Below are 18957 nucleotides of genomic sequence, written 5' to 3' on the forward strand. Positions count from 1 at the left end.
CGTTTCTTGTACGCCGCTTGTACGGACGCCGTGCATCCTGTCCCTCTATCTGGGGAAACCACTGGAGGACAGAGATGAAGATCCGATCGAGGATCGCCAGAGGCGCCATGGCGACGATCGCGCTGGCCGGGGCGATCATGCTCGGCGGCGCGGGTGAGGCGCTGGCGGCGACGGGCACGGTGAACACCGACTCCGGCGTCGCCGTGACCGTCCGGTCGACCCCGAGCGCCGGCGGGAACGCGGTCGGCACGGTCGCGAGCGGCACCGCCGTCACGATCGACTGCCAGACGAACGGGTCGACGGTGACCGGGAAGTACGGCACCACCGACATCTGGGACTACGTGCCGTCGAAGGGCGGCTACATCAGCGACGCCTACGTCTACACCGGTTCCGACGGCCGGGTCGCCCCCGACTGCGCCGGCAGCACCCTCTCCTGCTCCACCGCCGGCACCGGCAACCCGAGGACCTGCGCCGAGGCCGTCGCGTGGGCGAAGGCGCACGTCCACACCAACAACGACCCGGACTACTACCGCTGGTGCGACCGGATCAACTCGTGGGCCTACGGCTGGACCGCGAGCGGCTCGGAAACGGCCTACGTGCACTGGACCCAGCTCCCGGGCTCGTTCAAGCACCCCGGTGACACGCAGGTCCCCGCGGGCGGACTCGCCTTCTTCAGCAACGGCGGCACCGGACACACCATGATCTCCATCGGCGGCGGCAAGTTCCTGTCGAACGACATCAACGGTCCCGGCAGCTTCACCGAGACCACCATCGCGCAGATCAAGAGCAAGTGGAACTACACCTATCTCGGCTGGTCGCAGCCGTGGTTCAAGATCAACCACTGATTCGGACCACGGGGAACGCCGCCGGACGCTCGCGTCCTCGTCCGGCGGCGTTTCCTTCTTGCCAGACGCGCTCAGCACCGAGTTCAGCGACCGCCTCGCCCGGCTGCTCAGGGACGAGGCCGAGTTCTATCACCAGGTCGACAGCACCGCGCCGGACGAGTTGCGCCAGGTCTGCCGGACAAATCTCGACCGGGCGCTGACCGCGCTGGCCGAGGGGCGGGGCCGGTCGCCCCACCGGGTTTCGGCCGCACCACCTGCAGTGTCCGACTCCGCAAGAGGGCTTCTGCTAGGTAGGCACGCGCTGTGAAAGAAGCGGCCTAACCGAAGTACCGGCCCGCCCCGATGTGGGCACCGGCGCTCTGCCACCATCCGGCGTCGCCGGTCGAGTCGATCCCGTCCGCGATCACCGTCGTGCCCGCGATGGTCGCGGTCTCGATGAGGTTCCGCAGTGAGCGTTCGGCCAACGGTTCCGTCCGCCGCTCGGCCAGCCGCGGAGCGATCCGGACCGTCCGCACGGGCACGTCCACGAGACAGACGACGTCGCCGGCCGCGCCGAAGTCCTGCAGTTCCGCGTCCACCCCGATCTCGGCGAGCAGATGCAGGTTGTCGACGGTCTCCCCGAGTTCGGCGAGCACGGCACCGGCCGGGAAACCCAGGCGCAGTCGTGACGGCCCGAGACCGGTCATGGTGAGTACCTGCCGCACCGACCCGACGAGATCCGGATCCGCGACCTGGTGCGGGGTCAGTCCCACGACCATCGGGAGCCTGTCGTCCGCTTCCTCGCACGCGGTGCGGATGAGCCACTCGCCGAGCGGCACGACGAGACCCGTCTCGTCGGCGAAGCGGACGCAGGTGTCGTGACCGATCCGGCCGTGGCGGGGATGGTTCCACGCGAGTCTCGCCTCGATGCCCGCGGGTGTGCTGTCCGAGAGCCAGGTCAGCGGCCGGAAATGGACCTCGATCTCGCCGATCTCCCACGCACCGGCCATGGAGACGGCCAGGCCGAACTCGTGCCGTTCCCTGGTGTCGAGGGTGGAGTCGGACAGCGCCCACTGCCGGTAGCCGTTGGACTGTGCCCGGCGCAGTGTCATGTCGGAGACGCGCAGCAGTTCGTTCGGCGCGATGTCCCTCGGCGGCCGGTGCACGACGCCGACACAGGCCGAGACCGCGACCCCGCTCCCGCCTTCGAGGTAGACCGGTTCGGCCAGTTCCTGGTTGATCATGCCGATGACGGTGGCGACGTCCGGGCTGGTGGCGGTGTTCTGGATGAGGATGCCGAACTCGTCTCCGCCGATCCTGGCGACGAGCGCGTCCTCGCCGCCGACGACGGCCCGCAGCTTCGCGGCGACGTTCTTCAGCAGGTCGTCGCTCTGTTTCTGGCCGAGCCCGCCCGCGATCAGGGAGAATCCGTCGACGTCGAGGTGGTAGACCGTGACGCCGAAGGCCGGGTCGGCGTGCCGCAGCGCCCGCTCGAGGCGGGTGCCGAAGAACTGCCGGTTCGGCAGGCCGGTCAGCGGATCGTGCAGGGCCTGGCGGCTCAACTGCCGGTGGAGCAGCGAGACGTCGGTATCACTTTCGACGAGGGTGATCAGCTGCTGGGCCTCGCCCGCCGGATCACGGATCACCGCACCGGTGAATCCGGCCCAGGTCGGTTCCTCGTCCTCGGTCACGAGTCTTCGCGACAGCTCGAGCCGCTGACTCTTGCCTTCCAGCAGCTTCCGGTAGCCCTCACGCAGGCCGTCGGCGTCCTCCCGGTGGACCAGGTCGTGGAGATTGAGCCCGATCAGGTCCGAGACGGGCCGGTTCAGCATTTCGGCGAACGCCGGGTTCACCCGCTGTACGCGGCCGTCCACCCTGGTGACGGCCACCCCGGTCTTCGAACCGGTGAACAGCTGCTCGAAGCGCGCCTGCGTGAGCACCAGTTCACGCCGCGTCTCGCGTTCGAGGGTGACCAGCGTGCGCGTCAGATCCTCTTGCTGCGTCTGGATACTCTCGCGCAAGGCCTCGCCGTAGCCGGACGCGAGCGCGCCGAGCACTTGCAGCACTCGTTCGGGGAGCGACTTCACGCTCCGCAGCTCCGGTTCGTGCAGGAGCCCCTTGCCCAGTACCTCCATCGTGCGACGCAGGCTGTCGGGCCCGACGCATCTGAGCGCGACGAGCCGCGCGCCTGCCTCGGTGGCCTGCGCGGGCTCGGCGTCGTCACTCAGCACCGCCGCGAACACCTCGTCCAGCAGTGCGGCGAAATGCTCTTCGATCTGGGCATGGGTATACGGAAGATACGCCGTACCGGTGACCAGGTAGGCCCACTTGCGGGCGAGCGTTGCCCGCGTCGGCGCGGCACTCTTCCTCTTCGGCGAGGCGGAGGACGCAGTTCTCTTCGGGGCGTCCGGCGATGCGGGGTGCTCGTCGCCGTCCGGAAATGGGGCAGTCACGTCTGCCGGTCCTGGGGTCGTTTTCGCGTTCCGTGGTGGAGAAACATCCTCCACGATTCTCGTTCGGCACTCACGGTTTACCGGACACCCAATCGGGTGGTAACCCTACGGTACTGCAACACCGACCTTATCCCTCAGCCAAACGCGGGTGGCGTCCCGATACTGGGACGCGGTGCGATGCAGCGCCAGCGAATGTCCGGCACCGGGCAGAACATAGGTGGAAAGTTCCGCCTCGGGCCGGTAATACGGCGCTTCCGCCGGCCGCAGCGTCGCCCCGTCGGAACAGTTCCGCAGCGCGAACAGACCGCAGAAGAGGACGTCCTTCTCCCCGACCGCCTGGAAGACCGGCACCCGGATGGCCTTCGTCGCCGGCAGTACGATGCCGAACACGGCGACGGTTCCCATTCCCGGGACCGACACCTGATCCTTGGTCGCTTCATCGGCCTCGATGACGCCCGGGTCGGTATTTTCCGTCGCGTAGAACAGTCCGGCGCGCGCTCCCGGTTTCGTCGTGAAATAGAGCGGATCACTGCCGAGCGAACCGAGCCGGTCGTCCGCGAAAGCGGGTTGCAGGCCGAACAGCACGCCGAGCGTCAAGGCGGGAACCGACGGCAGATGCGTGATTCCGCTCAGGATCACGCCGTCGACGTCCTGGTATGTCGACGCTTCCGCCGCGACGATGCCCGAACCGACCGAATGCCCGACGATCACGACCTTCTCGAACGACGTGCCGCCGACCCGTCCGGCGCGCAGGTGGCCGACCACTTCGTGCATCGATCGCGCCAGTACCGGCAGCAGGAGCGGAAGGCTGAGCGGTTTGCTGCTCCCACCCGAACCGAGCTGGTCCGCGGCGAACGTCGCGTAGCCGTGTTTGGCCATGTCGCGCTGATAGGAGTAGCGGTCCGGATCGTAGGGCAGGTCCCAGTAGGCGCTGTTGTAGGTGCCACCGTGCACCAGCAGCTGGACCGCCTCGGGCGTGGGACCGTCGGGCAGGCAGAACCGGCCGTGCACCGTCGCGGGTTCGCCGAGTGGGCCGGTCACCGGCACGTCCAGGTCGGAACAATGGATTTCGACGGCCGCGGCCGGAGCGGCGACCAGGAAACCACCGAGGAGCACGCAGCAGGCAGCCACCGCCGTGGCCAGTTTGAGCGGCATTCTCACAGAACCCTCTCCGGAATCGGAACGCTCGGAAGGAGCACGAACCCTACACCTGGTAGCCGGACGCTCACCGTCAGCCCGATGTTCGCGGCAGCGCGGTCATCGGCAACCGGTTCGGCTGCATCGTCGCTTTGATCTTGGGAAAGACCTTCACCCCTGGTACCGGCACCAGCCGCCACCGCGCCCCGATCGTCGCCGCGACCAACGCGATCTCCGTGGGCGCGAACTGATGGCCAGGGCACAGCCGGGGCCCGGCGCCGAACGGGATGAACGCGCCTTTCGGTATCGCGGCGGCCCGCTCCGGCTCCCAGCGGTCCGGGTCGAACCGGCCGGGTTCGGGGAACCAGCGCGGATCGCGGTGCAGCGTGTGCTGGCTGACCGCGACCTCGGTACCGGCGGGGACGCGCGCACCGCCGAGTTCGACGTCCTCACGCGCGCGGCGCATCAGGATCACCGGCGGGGTCCGGCGGACGACCTCGTTGATGATCCGCTGTGTGTACACCAGGCGTGGCAGGTGTTCGAACAGCGCGGGCCCGCCGTTCAGCACCTCGTCGACCTCGGCGTGGAACCGGCGCTCGATGTCCGGCCGCTGCCCGATCTCGTGGAAGAACCACGCCAGCGCGACGGCGGTGGTCTCGGCCCCGGTGGTGAGGATCGTGATGACCTCGTCCTCCACCTGCCGGTCGGTCATCTTCTCGCCGGTCTCGTCGTCCTTGGCCAGCAACAACATCGACAGCAGGTCGCCCTGATCACCGCCCTTCTCGCGGGCCTTGAGGACGGCGTCGCCGATGACCCGCCTCAGGCGCGCGGCCGCGGCGTCGAACTCACGGTTCGCCGGGATCGGCAGCCGTTCCACGAATTTCGGCGAGAAGGCGCGGACCATGACGTACTTCAGCATGATCGGGATCGACCGCTGGATTTCGGCGAGCGCGTCGTCGCCGAGTTCCGTGGAGAACAGCGTGCGCCCGGAGATGGTCAGCGCGAGATCCTGCATCCGGCGGTCGAAGTCCACCACCTCGCCCGGTTTCCACGAGTCGGCAAGCTCTACAGCGAGCTTCGTCATCGTCGTCTCGGCGTAGAGCGCGATGCGGCTTCGCTGGAAGGCGGGCAGCATCATCCGCCGTTGCCGCTGATTGAAGGCGCCGTTGGAAGTCGCGAGCCCGTCGCCGAACAACGGCCGCATTTTGTCGAACACAATGCCTTTGTCGAACTTCCCGGCGTCGGCGGCGAGCAGCCGCCAGGCCAGTTCCGGCGTGGTGACCAGGTAAACCGGCATCGGGCCGAAATCGAGGCGGACGACGTCACCGTGCGATCGCAGCTCCGACAACAGTTTCAGCGGATCACGGAGCATCGGCACGGTGTGGCCGAGCAGCGGCCACCGGCCTGGTGCGACGGGGACGTCCGGAGGTGGTGCCATCGTGCTGGTCTCCCGGTGCCTGGACGCTGAACCCGGCCACCTTAGGACCGCCGGGCGGCGGAATGGGTTCCGCCGCCGCATGTCCACACGATCGGACGATGGCGAGCCCGGCACCGACGCCCGCTAGACTCCTGTGCCCCAACGCCAATCCCAACGGAAACGGTGGCGACGACGGTGACTTCCAACCTGAGCTGGGTGCCCCCCGAGGTCGACACGAGCGTGCCGAATCCCGCCAGGGTCTACGACTACTGGCTCAACGGTGACCACAACTTCCAGGCCGACCGCGACCTGGGTGATCAGGTACTGAAGATCATGCCCGGCGTCCGCGACGCGGCCCGGCTCAACCGCGCCTTCCTCCGCCGTGCCGCCCTGTACATGGTCGAAGCCGGCGTGCGGCAGTTCCTCGACATCGGCTCCGGCATCCCGACCGTCGGCAACCTGCACGAGATCGTCCAGCAGGTCGACCCGTCCTGCCGGGTCGTCTACGTCGATCGTGAATCGGTGGCGGTGGCGCACGCGAAGCTCCTGCTGCGCGGCAACGACCGGTGCGCGGCGATCCAGGCCGACCTCCGCGACGCCAACGACATCCTCAACGCGCCCGAAGCTCAGGAACTGCTGGATCTCGACCAGCCGGTCGGCGTGTTCATGTTGCTGCTGTTGCATTTCGTGCCGGATTCGTGGGAACCGCACGCGATCCTGTCCCGCTACCGGGAACGGATCGCCCCCGGCAGCTTCCTCGCCCTCTCGCACGTCGCCGCCGACGCGGACTCGAGCGGGCTCGACGAGGCGATCGAGGCCTACAAGGGCACGCGGAACGACCCCATCCCCCGGACCCACGACCAGGTCCTGTCGTTCTTCGACGGTTTCGACGTCGTCGAGCCCGGCGTCGTCGGCTGCGCGATGTGGAAGCCGCAGGGCGCCGGGGACATGTCCGAGGACCCGGCGATCAACGCGCTCCCGTACGCCGGGGTCGGCCGCAAACCGTAGGGGCACCTCGCCCACCGACCGCAAGTAGTCCTCTAGTTGCGGTCCTTGCAGACGCAACTACCGCAACTAGAGGACTACTTGCGCAGCGGTTGCAGGATCGTCCTGCTCGTCCACCGCGCGCCGCCGAGGCACGCGAGCACGCCCAACGCGCGTGCGCGATCCTCACCCGGCTCAACCAACCGCCGCTGCTGGCCATGGCGGCCAACAGCCTGGGCACCGCCTGTCTCGCGCTCGGCGAGCCGTCGGCGGGGCACCGGCAGCATCGGCTCGCGCTCGAAACGGCGAGGCGGATCGGCTACCGCCTCCAGGAGGCCCGCGCGCTGGCCGGGCTCGGGCAAGCCCGCGCCGCACGGGATCACCACGTCGCGATGGGCCTGCCCGCCGAGCCGCTGAGGGTCGTCACCTGAGGAACTCGGTGAGCAGCCCGCGCAGAACATCCGGCTCACGAAGGACTCCGTGGTCCTGGCCCTCGACAGTGACGTACCGGGCACCGGGGATCGTGCCGGCGACGGCGCGGGCACCGGCACGCATCCAGGCGTCACTCTCCCCGCCGTCCATGACCAACGTGGGTACGGAGATCTTGGCCAGCCTGTCGGCGGGAAGGACGTTGCCGGGGCCACACAGGGCGAGGTCGTAGGGCAGGGTGTCGGCGAGTCCGGTGAACCAGCCCCAGACCGGGGCGTCCCGCATCCCCTTGATGATCTCGGCCGGGGTGGCCGTGCCCTCGACCAGGAAGAGTTCCACCGCGGCGTCGCGATCGCCGTCGGCGATCAACGTCCGGACGCGGTCGAAGAGGTCGACTGCGGGCTTCGGACGGCTGTCGTCGACGACGTACGGCGGTTCGTACACGGCGAGGCTGGTCATGGCGACACCCCGGGCCGCGGCCTCCAGTCCCAGCACGGCTCCCGAAGAATGCCCGAACACCGCCGCCGGACCACCCACGTGGTCGATCACCGCGGCGAGATCCTCGACCTCGTGTTCCACCGAATAGACCGCGCCCGCGCCGCTGTCGCCCCGCCCGCGCCGGTCGTAGGCGAACACGGTGAAGTCCGTGGCCAGCGTCGCCGCGAGGGCGGCGACGGTCGTCCGGTCGTTGAACGCGCCGCCGACCAGGACCACCGGCGCGCCTTCCCCGGAGCGCTCGAACGCGATCGGGGTGCCGTCGGCCGAGGTCACGGTCTCGAACGAGGTGGTCATCAGGTCCTCCACAGGGTCACGTCGACTTTAGCGTCGCCCCTGAGTCGGAGCCGATGACCACCCCTCGACATCGCCGCCGGAGAAATTCCCGGACGCTACAGACCCTCGTCGTCGACGTCATCGACTTCGATGTCGAACACCTCCTCGCCGCCGAAGCTGGCGGCCACCTCGATCAGAAGCTTCAAGGACCGGCATGCCCGCTTGAGCTCGCGCTCACGAGTCACCAGCTCCACCACGCTCGGCCACTGCATCGTCTTACCGGCCAGCGCCTCGGCGACGGACGCGATGGGGATCTCCGCGCCCTGAGCGAACCACCAGCCGAGCGGATGGTCCTCGAACTTGTAGCGGTGCACCAGGTTCAATTCCTCGGGCGACAAGACCAGCTTGAAGAACAACGAGAAGTCGACTCCCTTGTGCCCGCCGAAAACCCCACGCCGGTCAGCTTGATCACGCTTCACGATCAGTTGCATCGAATCCCGTTCCCCGGATCGTCACGATGTCGGCACGCGGGACCAGTCGCTCAGGCTCCCCAGACCGTTACCGGGCTTCCACGGGCCGCGTGAGATTTCCGAAGAATTCCCGGAGCTCGGTCACCACGTCGTCCGGGACGGCCATCGCGACCATATGACTGGGACTCTCGTGATCCGCCCAGCGCACGATGTCGTTCTTGCGCGACGCGATCTTGCGCAGGACGGGCGGCCCGCCGTGCGAGACGCCGGTCGGCACCACGGTCTGGTCGATCGGCATCGCGGCCGCGCCCTCGTAGTACGGCCACAGCGCGGTGCCGCCGGTCGCGGTCAGCCAGTACAGGGTCGCGTTGGTGAGCAGGAGATCGCGGTCGATCGGCTCGGCGGGTGCGCCACCGTCGGGCCAGCCGTCGAATTCCTTGAACCGTTCGACCAGGTAGGCCAGTTGCGCGACCGGCGAATCGAGGAAACCGAAGCTCAGCGTCTGCGGCCTGTTCGTCAGATATGGCGCGTACCCGCTGCCGCCCGCGAAGCGTGCCGCGAGTTCTCGCAGGCTCGCCTGCTCTTCGTCGTCGAGGCCCTCGAAGTCGGCCGGATCGCCCATCGGAATCCCGAGCCCGGACGTGATGTGCGAGCCGATGACGTGCTCGGGCGCGTGCACCGCCAAGCACGGCGTCACCAACGCGCCGGCGTCGTTCCCGTGTGCGCCATAACGTTCGTAGCCGAGGCGGCTCATCAGCTCCGCCAAGGTCCGCGCCACCCGCGCGATGTCCCACGGCCGCTCGTCGGCCGGTTCCGGGAACGTCGAGAACCCGAAGCCGGGCAGCGAAGGCGCGACGACATGGAACGCTCGCGAAGGATCGAGACCGTGGGCCCGCGGGTCGGTCAGGGGGCCGAGGACGTTCAGGAACTCGGCGATCGAGTTCGGCCAGCTGTGCGTCATGATCAGCGGGATCGCGTCCGGTTCGGGTGAGCGGACGTGCAGGAAGTGGACGCGCTGACCGTCGATTTCGGTGGTGTACTGCGGAAACTCGTTGAGCTGCTTCTCGAACGCGCGCCAGTCGTAGCCGTCTCGCCAGTATTCGGCCAGGTCCTTGAGGTAGGGGACGGGGACGCCTCGGCTCCACTCGGCACCGGGCAGCGCCGACGGCCAGCGGGTGCGGGCCAGCCTGTCGGCCAGGTCGTCCAGATCGGACTGCGGGATGTCGATGCGGAACTGCTCGATGTCGGTCATGGGGTGACCGTATGGGCGCTTTAGGTCAGATCTTGTCCTGAATGGTCCCGATCCCGGCGTCGGCAGGGTCAGCGGCCCAGCGAGACTACCTGCGTAGCACCGAAGGTGCCCCTCACCGGCACCTCGACAGTCTTGCGCCGCACCGTCACCTTGATGACGTCCTGCCGCTGCGTCGGGTCCGAGACGGCCAGCCGCCAGCCGTTGCTCCCCCGCCCCAGCGCCACCGACGCCGGACCGGACACCGACACCTCGTCGACCGAGCCGGCGGCGAAGAAGTTCGCCAGCAGCGTCGCGTCCCACAGCCGGATGGCCTGCGCCGTCGCGGTGTTGGACCGCACGCGCCATGTCCAGGCCGAGGCGATCGTCTCCAGCACCGACGCGGCGGGCAAGACGGCGTAGGCGTAGTTCGCCCCGGAAGGGTTGGCCCCGTGCTCGATCACCAGCTTCTGGTAACGCCGGGTGTAGGGCACCGTGGTGCCCTTGGTGTTGGCGCCCTTGTCGACGTCGCGCCAGGTCCCTGTCCGGTCCTCGCGCAGCGCGGTCACCTCGGAGGCGTCGAGCAGGACGTACCCGCCGACCTTCTCCAGGTGCAGCCACCGCTTGCGCCGCAACGACTCCGAGCCGCCGACCAGACGGCCGTCGGCCAGCAGGACACCTGAGCCGTTCTCGCCGAGGTTGCGGTTTTCGATCGTGGTGCGGATCCGCTCGCCAGAGGTGTCGGTGATCCCGGCGCCGAGGCAGACGACACCCGACGGCGTGAAGAACCACGACTTCTTCGCGGTCAGCGTGCCGTCCTGGGAGACGAAGTCGAGGCCGTGCGCGCCGTGTCGCGCGTCCCAGCGGACGCCGCCGCAGTGGTCCTTGCCGGTGAGCGGCACTTGCTCCAGCTTCGGGGTCGGCCCGGCCTTGGCGGTCGTGCCCGGCAGCAGCAGCGGGTCCACGGTCGGCCAGTAGGCATCGGTGAAGTGCCCCTTGGCCTTGGGCAGGAACAGGTACAGCGAACCGTCGCCGGTGTACCAGCCGTGCAGATTCATGGAGTTGACCGACTCGTACCGCGAGATCCGCGACGAGGCGACGCCGAGCGAGGCCGACCAGCCTTCGGTGACGTGCACCATCCGGTCCTGCTGGGCGAATACGCGGTGCGCCGCGATCGTGGGCGCCGGCCGGATCTTGGTCGCCAGCAACTCCTGCGCGAACTCGATGCCGGGGATGCCGACGAGGTCCGGGCCCGGCGCGAACCGCTCGGGGTCGGGAATCTTCAGGTACGGCGCGAAAGTGTCCTCGGTGATCCACTTCGCGGCGAGCCCGCCGAGTTCCTCCTTGCGTTTCCCGCTCGCCGACCGCGCCAGCAGCACGACCGCCCCGGTGAGCTGATGTCCGATGTCGTGCGCGGATTCCCCTTGCCGGGAAAGGAACCGGCCGCGGACCGACTCCATCAGCGCACCCGCGTAGACGAAGGGCGCGAACGTGTCCGGGACCAGCGCGTACGCCGCCTCGCGGACGTCGGCGGCCAGTTCGAACTCCGTGCCCTTGGTGACGTGGATGGCGGACGCGACGGCGGTGAGCAGGACGATCCCGTAGTGCCCGGGATAGGGCACCGAATCGTGCTGGATGAACGAGCCGTCGGTGTGGAATCCGTCGCCCGCCGCGCGATGCAGTTTGGCGATGACGCTCGCCGCTCCCCCGCCTTCGACGTCGGTGAACGCCCCGACGCCGCGCTTGATCCGTTCGGTGTCACCGAGTATCGCGCCGGAGACGATGGAAATCGTTGACTTGTCCGCGCGGTTTGCGCCGGTCTCGACGACGCTCGGGTTGTTCGTACGGAGGTTCGGGTTGCCGGAGAACTTCAGCACCGGCTTCAGGTACTTGGCGAGTTCGTCCCCGGTCAGCTCATTGGCCACTGTGGACAGAATGTGCAGCAGGTAGAGCGGGATGCCGATCTCGTAGGTGTACCAGTTGCCGATCTCGGCGGTCTTCTCGCTGTACTGATCGCCGGCGTACAACAGTTCCAGCGCCGCCTTGAGCCGGCCGAGCACAGCCGGATCACCCGCCAGCGCGCCGCCGGGGGTGCCCCAATTGACCGCGATCGCGCGAAGCCGGGCGTACATCGACGTCGTGAACTCGCTGCCGGGGCCGAGCGGAAGGTCATTCCACAGTGGACCGCCGCCGACCGTCATGCTGTCGTAGTAAGCCCTCGCGACCCTGTCCAGGTTCGCCAGTGCGGCGGCCCGTTCCGCCGACGGCCGGTTGATCCCGGTCTGCAGCTCGCGATAGCCGGTGACGATCGAGGCCGTGCCCGCCGGAACCGAGGACGCGGGCCGCGCCGACGAAGGGCTCCCGATCGCCGTCGTGAGCGCCACCGAAGCGGCCGCTGCCGCTCCGGAGCGCAGGGCGGTTCTCCTGCCGACATAACCGAATCCGGACATGACATGCCTCCCAAGGGGTCAAAAGACGGCAACTAGGGGCGGCGGCGTGAGGTGGGGCGTCGTGAGTGGCAAGAACGGTCAGGGGCAAGGGCCTACCGAGGTGTGCAGGTGGCGGTTTCGCGTGTTCAGATGGACGACACGTGTGACGGGATGGACGACACGCGTGTCCAGAGGGACGACACGCCGCGTAGCCCACCGCGCGGCGTGTCGTCCATCCCATCACGCGAAACGGTCGGCCCGGGGCAGGGCCTCACGAGCTTTCTAGCGTTTCCCGTCGGTCCTGCGGGGCAGGCCCCACGGGTTGTTCTCCTGCAACGGTTCCGGCAGCAGCGCGTCGGGGAAGCCCTGCCACGCGATCGGCCGCAGGAACCGCTCGATCGCGGCGGTGCCGACCGAGGTGCTGGTCGGCGCGGTGGTCGCCGGGTAGGGGCCACCGTGTTCCTGTGCCCAGGTGACGGTGACGCCGGTCGGCCAGTCGTTCCACAGCAGACGACCCGCGACCCGGGTCAGCGACGGAAGGACAGGGCGGATCCAGTCCACATCGGACTCTTCACCCTGGATGGTCGCGGTGAGCCCGGGTTCCATCACCTCGAGCAGGCTGATCAGCTCGGCCTGGTCGGCGTAGGTGACGATCAGCGACGCCGGGCCGAAGCACTCCTCGCGGACCGTGTCGGCGTCGGCAAGGAAGCCCTTGGCGGTGGTGGCGAGCAGGGTCGCGCCGTGAGAGATCCCTTCCGTGCCACCGGATTCGGACAGCACCTCGACACCCGCCACGTCACGCAGCTTCGCCAGCCCGTCGGCGAAACCGGCCGCGATGCGCTCGTTGAGCATCGGCTGCGCAGGGATCGCCGAGACGGCTTCGCGCAGCACGTCCTCGAGACCGTGCCCCTCGGGGAGGAACAGCAGACCCGGCTTCGTGCAGAACTGCCCGGCACCGAGGCTGAACGAGCCCGCGTAGCCCTTGGCGATGGCCTCGCCGCGCGCCTCGATCGCCGTCCGGGTGACGACGACGGGGTTCACGCTGCCGAGTTCGCCGTAGAACGGGATCGGCGACGGCCGCGAGGTCGCGATGTCGAACAGCGCGCGCCCGCCCGGCACCGAACCGGTGAACGACGCCGCCTGGATCCGCGGGTCCTTCAACGCGGTCACACCGTTCTGCTGGCCGTAGACGACCGCGAAGATCCCTTCCGGCGCACCGGCCTTGACCAGCGCCGCCCGCAGGACCTCGCCGGTGCGGGCGGACAGCTCCGGATGCCCGGAGTGCGCCTTGAGCACGACCGGGCACCCGGCGGCCAGCGCCGACGCGGTGTCACCGCCCGCGACGCTGAAGGCGAACGGGAAGTTGCTGGCGGCGAACACCAGCACCGGCCCGATCGGGGTGAGCAGCCGCCGGATGTCCGGCCGCGGCCCCATCGGCCACGCGGCGTCCGCGTGGTCGACGGTGGCGCCGAGGAACGCACCGTCGGCGAGCACCTCGCCGAACAGCCGCAACTGGAACGTCGTGCGCTTCAGTTCACCCTGCAATCGCGGGGAGGCCGGGAGATGTGTCTCCTGGTTGGCCAGCGCGATCAGCTCGTCGGCGGACGCGTCGAGGGCGTCCGCTGCCGCGTTCAGCCATTCGGCCCGCTGGGCTGGGGTCGCGGCCGCCGNNGCCGCCGCCGTGCCTGCCGCTGCGGCGGCGGCCGCGAGGATCTGTTCGAGCGTGGCGGGATCTGTTGCCTGGCTCATGATTTCTTGCTTCTCCTAGAGTTCTTGTGCGGCGCTGACGGCGGCGATGAGATCCGCCCAGCGCCCCGGGCCTGCCAGTCCGAGGTGGTACAGGTGCAGTTCGGTGGCGCCTGCCTTGCCGAGTTCGGTGGTGTAGGCCTCGATGTCGGGCACCGGGCTCGCCGCCACCGCGGTGATGTAACTGCCGACGGCGACCTTGCGCGGCAGTTTTGCCCGCGCTGTCGCCACGGACTCCCGGCTGGCGTGCCCAGGTACCCAGTTCTGGAGCACCACCGCGTCGACGTCCTCCGGGACCGACGGCGTCAGCCCGGGCAACGCGCCAGTGACCCACGGGTCCATCGCGCCGTGGAGCACGATCCTGGGCCCGGACGGGATCTTCGCGAGCACTTCACGCCGGAGCGCGTCCGTCGCCTTCTGCCGCGTGTCGAGCAGGACCTGCCGCAAGGTGGGCAGGATCTTGTCCTCGGTCGCGCGGAGGTCACCGCCGTCGATCAGCCGCCGGACCTCGGCGCGCAGCTTGTCCAGCGCCTTCGCCGGGTCCTTGCCCGCGGCGGCCCAGGACTCCAGGCAGGCGTCGCAGCAGCAGACCGACAGCAACCGCGCCACGGCGGGCGACCAGACGCCGTCGGTCTTCTCGTGCTGATGCTGGTGGACGGCGCCGAGCGGGCCGCACGCCTCCAGGATGACCGTGGCGAAGTCGAGCCCCGCGAGGCTCTCGGCGACCACGTTCGCCGCGTACTCGCGGACCTCCGGCTGCCCGGGGCACAACGCCCACGGATACCGCTCGCCGAAGCAGTTGCGCACGGTGAAATCAGGGAATTCCGTGCCCAGCCGCGAGTTGTGCGTCAACACGAGCCACGCCGCGGCCGGGATCCCCGCCTCGTTCAGCAGCCGGACGGCGTCGCCCGCGCTGTCGCGGCTCTCGACCCAGTCCGGTTCGGCGGGCCGCAGCTCGCCCCAGGCCTCCTCGCGCACCGGCCGGTACAGCGCCGCGTGGCGCGCGACGACCGAGGTGCGGTCGGGCGACCATGGCGTCGCCGCGCGGGCGCTGTGGTACGACACGGCGACGGCGACCTCGTCGACGCCGAGTTCCCGTACGCGCTCGACGAACCCCGGGTCGTCGACGACGTCCCAGGGGTAGGCGTATCCGGTGACCTTCACCCTGTCACCACCGCGCCGTGTTCGGTTCGAAGTCTCCGACGAACTTCCGCATATAGGTCACGTCATCCCGTTTGGTCTGTCCACTTCGGACATAGTCTTCATGGGCCCGCGCCAGCGCGTCGGGGTCGAGTTCGACCCCGAGCCCCGGCTTGTCGGGCACCGCGACCGCACCGTCGACGAACTCCAGCGCACCCGGGGCGATGACGTCGGCCGTCTTCCACGGCCAGTGGGTGTCGCAGGCGTAGGTCAGGTGCGGCGTCGCCGCGGCCACGTGCACCATAGCGGCCAGACTGATCCCGAGATGACTGTTCGAATGCATGGACAGCCCCACGTCGAAGCATTCCGCCGTGACGGAGAGGGCTTGGGTGTCCCGCAGGCCACCCCAGTAATGATGGTCCGAAAGTATTACGCCGACCGCTCGCTGCCGGAAGGCGGGCTCGATGTCGGCGAAGCGCACGACGCACATGTTCGTGGCCAGCGGCATACTCGCGCGCTCGGCGACCCGCGCCATGCCCTCGATGCCCGGCGTCGGGTCTTCGAGGTATTCCAGGACGCCGTCGAGTTCTTCGGCGACCCGGATCCCGGTTTCCGGGGTCCAAGCCGCGTTCGGGTCGATGCGGAGCGGGTGGTCCGGGAACGCCTCGGCCAGCGCGCGGATGCCGTCCATCTCCTGATCCGGGTCGAAGGCACCGCCCTTGAGCTTGATGGAGGAGAAGCCGTACTCCTCGACCATGCGCCGCGCCTCGCCGACGAGCGCCTCAGGCGTGGTCACCTCGCCCCACGAGTCCTCTTCGGCGCCGATGTGGGCGCCGAACTTGTAGAACAGGTAGGCGGAGAAGTCGACGGCATCGCGTGCCTTGCCGCCGAGCAGGTCCACGACCGGCCTGCCGAGGTAGTGGCCCTGCGCGTCGAGCGCGGCCACCTCGAACAGCGAGTACACGCTGGCGACCGTCTTGCTGACGGAGAAACCGCCGGTGAGCCCGTGTGCGTCGGCGAAGACGACCTCGCCGAGTGTGGTGGCGACCTTCCGGCGCAGGCCGGGCAGGTCGAACACGTCCTGTCCCTTGAGTTCTGGCAGCACCTTCCGGACCTGTTCGAGGAACGCGAGGTCACCGTAGGACTCGCCGAGGCCGACCACACCGTCTTCACAGATCAGCTGGACGACACCGCGCAGCGCGAAGGGCTCGTGCACGCCCATCACGTTGAGCAGCGGCGGGTCGGCGAAGGCGACCGGGGTCAGGACGACGTCGAGAACCTTCATCTTTCAGGCACCGGTCCCGACGGACTCGAGGACGGCGAATCCGTCGTCGACGATCTTCTCCAGCCGCGCGATCTGGTCCGCGGTGGGCTCGACCAGCGGCGGCCGGATCGAGCCGACCTTGTCACCGCGCGACCGCGCGGCGGCCTTGACCAGCGACACGGCGAAGCCCTGTCCCTCGTCCCGCAGCGCCACCAACGGCAGGTAGAACCCGGCGAGCAACGCCTCCATGACGGCGTCGTCGTTCTCCGCGAGCGCGCGGTGGAAGCGCGCCGCGATCTCGGGGGCGAAGCAGTGCACGGCCGAGGAGTACCGCGCCACCCCGATGGCGGCGTACGCGCGCGCGGAGACCTCGGCGGTGGGAAGACCGTTGAAGAACAGGAAATCCCGGGCGCGGTCGCTGTCAACGGAGCGGATCGTGGTGATGATCCGGCTCATCAGTTCGACGTCGCCGAAACCGTCCTTGAGCCCGACCACCGACGGGATGTCGAGGAGGTCCACCGCGGAGTCCGGGGTGAACACCCCGGTGGACCGGTGGTAGACGATCACCGGGATCGAGGAATCCCCGACGGCGTACCGGACGTGGTCGACCAGCCCGGACGGCGGGCCGGTGACCAGGTAGGGCGGCAGGAGGAGGACGCCGTCCGCGCCGCCCGCCTCCGCCGCCGCGATCCCGGCACGGGCCGACGCCGCGCCACCACCGGCCCCGACCCACACGGGCACGCGCCCGGCGACGACCTCACGAGCCCTACGCAGGATCGCCGCGTGCTCGTCCGGGGACAGCGAGCTGAATTCGCCCGTACCGCAGGCGACGAACAGCGCGCCGGCTCCGGCGGCCACGTGGCTCTCGACGTTTTCCGCGAACGCGTCAAGGTTCAGTTCCAGCCCTTCGGTGAAGGGGGTCAAGGGGAACGCCAGTAGGCCGTCGAGTTCGATCTTGGGCTGTGCCATGGATTTCTCTTTCGTTCTCTGTGGTTGATCCCGGGTTCGGGGCCCGGTCAGGCAGGCACGGTGGTGCCGTCCCGCGACTTGCTGGACGTGAGGTCGTCGTCACGGTCGATCGTGTCGATGATCTCGTCGGTGGTGGTCTTGCGCTCGGGCATGAGGTAGCCGAGCCCGATGAACAGCGCCAGCGAGACCAGGATCGGGGTGGACACGGTGACCGCGAGGGTGGCGTTGTAGCCGTAGTAGGCGATCGCGTAGGCGATGAGACCACCCGCCCACGAGATCAGCGCCGCGCGGGAGCCGGAGCGGCGGAACGCCGGGAGCATGCCCAGCAGCAACGGTACCGAGATCGGGCCCATCAGCGCCGCGACCCACAGCACCACGATACCGAGCACACCGCCCAGTTTCTCGGCCTGCGTGGCGACCGCCATGGTGAGCACGACGAAGACCACCGTCGAAACGCGCGCGGCGAGCAGCCCCTGTGATTCGGTGAAGCTACGGGCCTTCTTCCACAGCACCGGCATCATGTCACGGGTGATGACCGCGGAGATCGCGTTGGCGTCCGAGGAGACCATCGCCATCGTGTGCGAGAAGATCCCGGCCAGTACCAGCCCGACCAGCCCCGGCGGGAGGAACGTCGTGGTCATGATCGCGTAGGCGTTGTTGGGGTTCGAGATGTCCGGGATCAGCAGCGGCGCGGCGAACATCGGGAACATCATCACCAGCGGCCACACCAGGTACAGGATCGAAGACAGCCGTGCGCTGCGCCGGGCTTCGAAGGTGTTCGGCGCGGCCATGTAGCGCTGCGCCAGGTTCCACATACCGCCGTTGTACTCCAGCGTCTTCACCAGGACGTAGACGAGCAACACGACCGTGGTGAACTTCGACGTGGTCGGGTTCAGGTGGGCGGGCGGGAGGTCTCCCCACACGGTCCACAGGCCGGAGACTCCGCCGAGCCTGTCCAGTACGACCCACAGCATCACGATCGCCGCGATGGCCTGGATGACGAACTGGCCGAAGTCGGTGAGCGCGTCGGCCCAGAGACCGCCGACGGTGCAGTAGATCAGCGTGATCGAACCGGTGATGATGATGCCCCAGGTGTAGGGCACGCCCGCGAAGACGTTGAGGATCGTCGCGACCGCGAACCACTTGGCCGCGATATCGAAGATCTTCAGGAGGCTGCCGCTCCAGGCCAGTGCCTGCTGGGTGGGCACGTTGAAGCGCTTCGCCAGGTACTCCAGCGGTGAGGAGACGCCCAGCTTCGAACGCAGGCGGTTCCATCGGGCGGCGAACAGCCAGCTGCCGATCCCGACGCCGATACCGATGCTGGCCATGCCCCAGAAGTAGACCGTGATGCCGTCGGTGTAGGCGACGCCCGCGTACGCGACGAAGAGCACCGCGCTGTAGCCGGACATGTGGTGGGAGATCCCGGCCAGCCACCACGGCATCTTCCCGCCGGCGGTGAAGAAGTCACTGACCGTGTTGACCCGGCTGTGCGACCACAGGCCGATCACCACCATCAGCACGAAATACGCGGACACCATGATCCAGTCCAGCAAATGCACCGCTGACTCCTTTCCGCGTCCACGGCGATGCGGCCCACCCGACCTGTTCACATCCATGAACGGAGTCTGTTATAGTGATTATGTTCATCTATAAGAACGTTGTTCGGGACGCTAATATGGCCGAGGTCACAAGTCAA

16 protein-coding genes are annotated in these 18957 nt (G+C 68.6%); 4 read left to right on the plus strand and 12 right to left on the minus strand.

Translation table 11 applies throughout. The features are described from left to right. The first annotated feature begins 74 nt into the window (after positions 1-74). A complete protein-coding gene (locus BS329_RS37885) occupies positions 75-845 on the plus strand; it encodes a hypothetical protein (RefSeq protein WP_076167940.1) in 771 nt (256 codons plus the stop codon). Between the two features lie 58 nt (positions 846-903). Then, complete coding sequence (locus tag BS329_RS37890; RefSeq protein ID WP_076167941.1) at positions 904-1152, plus strand: RsbRD N-terminal domain-containing protein; 249 nt, start codon at positions 904-906, stop codon at positions 1150-1152. A gap of 10 nt (positions 1153-1162) precedes the next feature. Here BS329_RS37890 and BS329_RS37895 read toward each other — a convergent pair whose 3' ends face one another. The 3 genes from BS329_RS37895 to BS329_RS37905 all read right to left on the minus strand — a co-directional run bounded on the left by BS329_RS37895 (position 1163) and on the right by BS329_RS37905 (position 5852). Then, positions 1163-3277: an EAL domain-containing protein gene (locus BS329_RS37895; RefSeq protein ID WP_076167943.1), complete on the minus strand. Its 2115-nt coding sequence runs from the start codon at positions 3275-3277 to the stop codon at positions 1163-1165. Positions 3278-3382: 105 nt separating this feature from the next. Then, complete coding sequence (locus tag BS329_RS37900; RefSeq protein ID WP_143253380.1) at positions 3383-4432, minus strand: alpha/beta hydrolase; 1050 nt, start codon at positions 4430-4432, stop codon at positions 3383-3385. A 76-nt stretch (positions 4433-4508) separates the two neighbouring features. Further along, a complete protein-coding gene (locus tag BS329_RS37905; protein ID WP_076167946.1) occupies positions 4509-5852 on the minus strand; it encodes a cytochrome P450 in 1344 nt (447 codons plus the stop codon). Positions 5853-6026: 174 nt separating this feature from the next. On the opposite strand from BS329_RS37905, the gene BS329_RS37910 reads away from it, so the two are divergent. Next, positions 6027-6839, plus strand: a complete 813-nt coding sequence (locus tag BS329_RS37910; RefSeq protein ID WP_076168016.1) for an SAM-dependent methyltransferase — start codon at positions 6027-6029, stop codon at positions 6837-6839. Positions 6840-6928: 89 nt separating this feature from the next. Next, positions 6929-7246, plus strand: coding sequence for a hypothetical protein (locus tag BS329_RS37915; RefSeq protein WP_244197455.1), 318 nt, complete (start codon positions 6929-6931; stop codon positions 7244-7246). On the opposite strand, the gene BS329_RS37920 is transcribed toward BS329_RS37915, so the two are convergent. The 9 genes from BS329_RS37920 to BS329_RS37960 form a co-directional block, all read right to left on the minus strand. Further along, the gene (locus tag BS329_RS37920) at positions 7239-8036 is read right to left on the minus strand and encodes an alpha/beta fold hydrolase (RefSeq protein WP_076167947.1); all 798 of its coding nucleotides are present in this window, start codon (positions 8034-8036) and stop codon (positions 7239-7241) included. The two genes, BS329_RS37915 and BS329_RS37920, sit on opposite strands and share 8 nt — an antisense overlap. 95 nt (positions 8037-8131) lie before the next feature. Then, entirely contained in the window at positions 8132-8506 is a 375-nt protein-coding gene (locus BS329_RS37925; protein WP_076167949.1) for a hypothetical protein, read from the minus strand. A 67-nt stretch (positions 8507-8573) separates the two neighbouring features. Then, positions 8574-9737 (minus strand): epoxide hydrolase family protein, encoded by a 1164-nt coding sequence (locus BS329_RS37930; RefSeq protein ID WP_076167950.1) that lies wholly within the window; start codon positions 9735-9737, stop codon positions 8574-8576. A gap of 68 nt (positions 9738-9805) precedes the next feature. Beyond that, the gene (locus tag BS329_RS37935) at positions 9806-12163 is read right to left on the minus strand and encodes a polysaccharide lyase 8 family protein (protein WP_076167952.1); all 2358 of its coding nucleotides are present in this window, start codon (positions 12161-12163) and stop codon (positions 9806-9808) included. A gap of 261 nt (positions 12164-12424) precedes the next feature. Then, positions 12425-13891, minus strand: a complete 1467-nt coding sequence (locus BS329_RS37940) for an aldehyde dehydrogenase (NADP(+)) (protein WP_076167954.1) — start codon at positions 13889-13891, stop codon at positions 12425-12427. 15 nt (positions 13892-13906) lie between these two features. After that, the gene (locus BS329_RS37945) at positions 13907-15052 is read right to left on the minus strand and encodes a hypothetical protein (RefSeq protein WP_076167955.1); all 1146 of its coding nucleotides are present in this window, start codon (positions 15050-15052) and stop codon (positions 13907-13909) included. 4 nt (positions 15053-15056) lie between these two features. Next, entirely contained in the window at positions 15057-16313 is a 1257-nt protein-coding gene (locus BS329_RS37950; protein ID WP_076167957.1) for a glucarate dehydratase family protein, read from the minus strand. A gap of 3 nt (positions 16314-16316) precedes the next feature. Then, positions 16317-17261, minus strand: coding sequence for a 5-dehydro-4-deoxyglucarate dehydratase (locus BS329_RS37955; RefSeq protein ID WP_076167958.1), 945 nt, complete (start codon positions 17259-17261; stop codon positions 16317-16319). 47 nt (positions 17262-17308) lie between these two features. Continuing rightward, positions 17309-18820, minus strand: coding sequence for a sodium:solute symporter family protein (locus BS329_RS37960; RefSeq protein WP_076167960.1), 1512 nt, complete (start codon positions 18818-18820; stop codon positions 17309-17311). Between the last annotated feature and the right edge of the window lie 137 nt (positions 18821-18957).

Source organism: Amycolatopsis coloradensis, assembly GCF_001953865.1.
GTDB lineage: Bacteria > Actinomycetota > Actinomycetes > Mycobacteriales > Pseudonocardiaceae > Amycolatopsis > Amycolatopsis coloradensis.

Excerpts from the sequence above, each read along its gene's own strand:
- BS329_RS37885 (WP_076167940.1), top strand. The coding sequence starts at position 75 with ATGAAGATCCGATCGAGGATCGCCAGAGGCGCCATGGCGACGATCGCG.
- BS329_RS37900 (WP_143253380.1), bottom strand. The coding sequence starts at position 4,432 with ATGCCGCTCAAACTGGCCACGGCGGTGGCTGCCTGCTGCGTGCTCCTC.
- BS329_RS37905 (WP_076167946.1), bottom strand. The coding sequence starts at position 5,852 with ATGGCACCACCTCCGGACGTCCCCGTCGCACCAGGCCGGTGGCCGCTG.
- BS329_RS37920 (WP_076167947.1), bottom strand. The coding sequence starts at position 8,036 with ATGACCACCTCGTTCGAGACCGTGACCTCGGCCGACGGCACCCCGATC.
- BS329_RS37925 (WP_076167949.1), bottom strand. The coding sequence starts at position 8,506 with ATGCAACTGATCGTGAAGCGTGATCAAGCTGACCGGCGTGGGGTTTTC.
- BS329_RS37930 (WP_076167950.1), bottom strand. The coding sequence starts at position 9,737 with ATGACCGACATCGAGCAGTTCCGCATCGACATCCCGCAGTCCGATCTG.
- BS329_RS37935 (WP_076167952.1), bottom strand. The coding sequence starts at position 12,163 with ATGTCCGGATTCGGTTATGTCGGCAGGAGAACCGCCCTGCGCTCCGGA.
- BS329_RS37950 (WP_076167957.1), bottom strand. The coding sequence starts at position 16,313 with ATGAAGGTTCTCGACGTCGTCCTGACCCCGGTCGCCTTCGCCGACCCG.
- BS329_RS37955 (WP_076167958.1), bottom strand. The coding sequence starts at position 17,261 with ATGGCACAGCCCAAGATCGAACTCGACGGCCTACTGGCGTTCCCCTTG.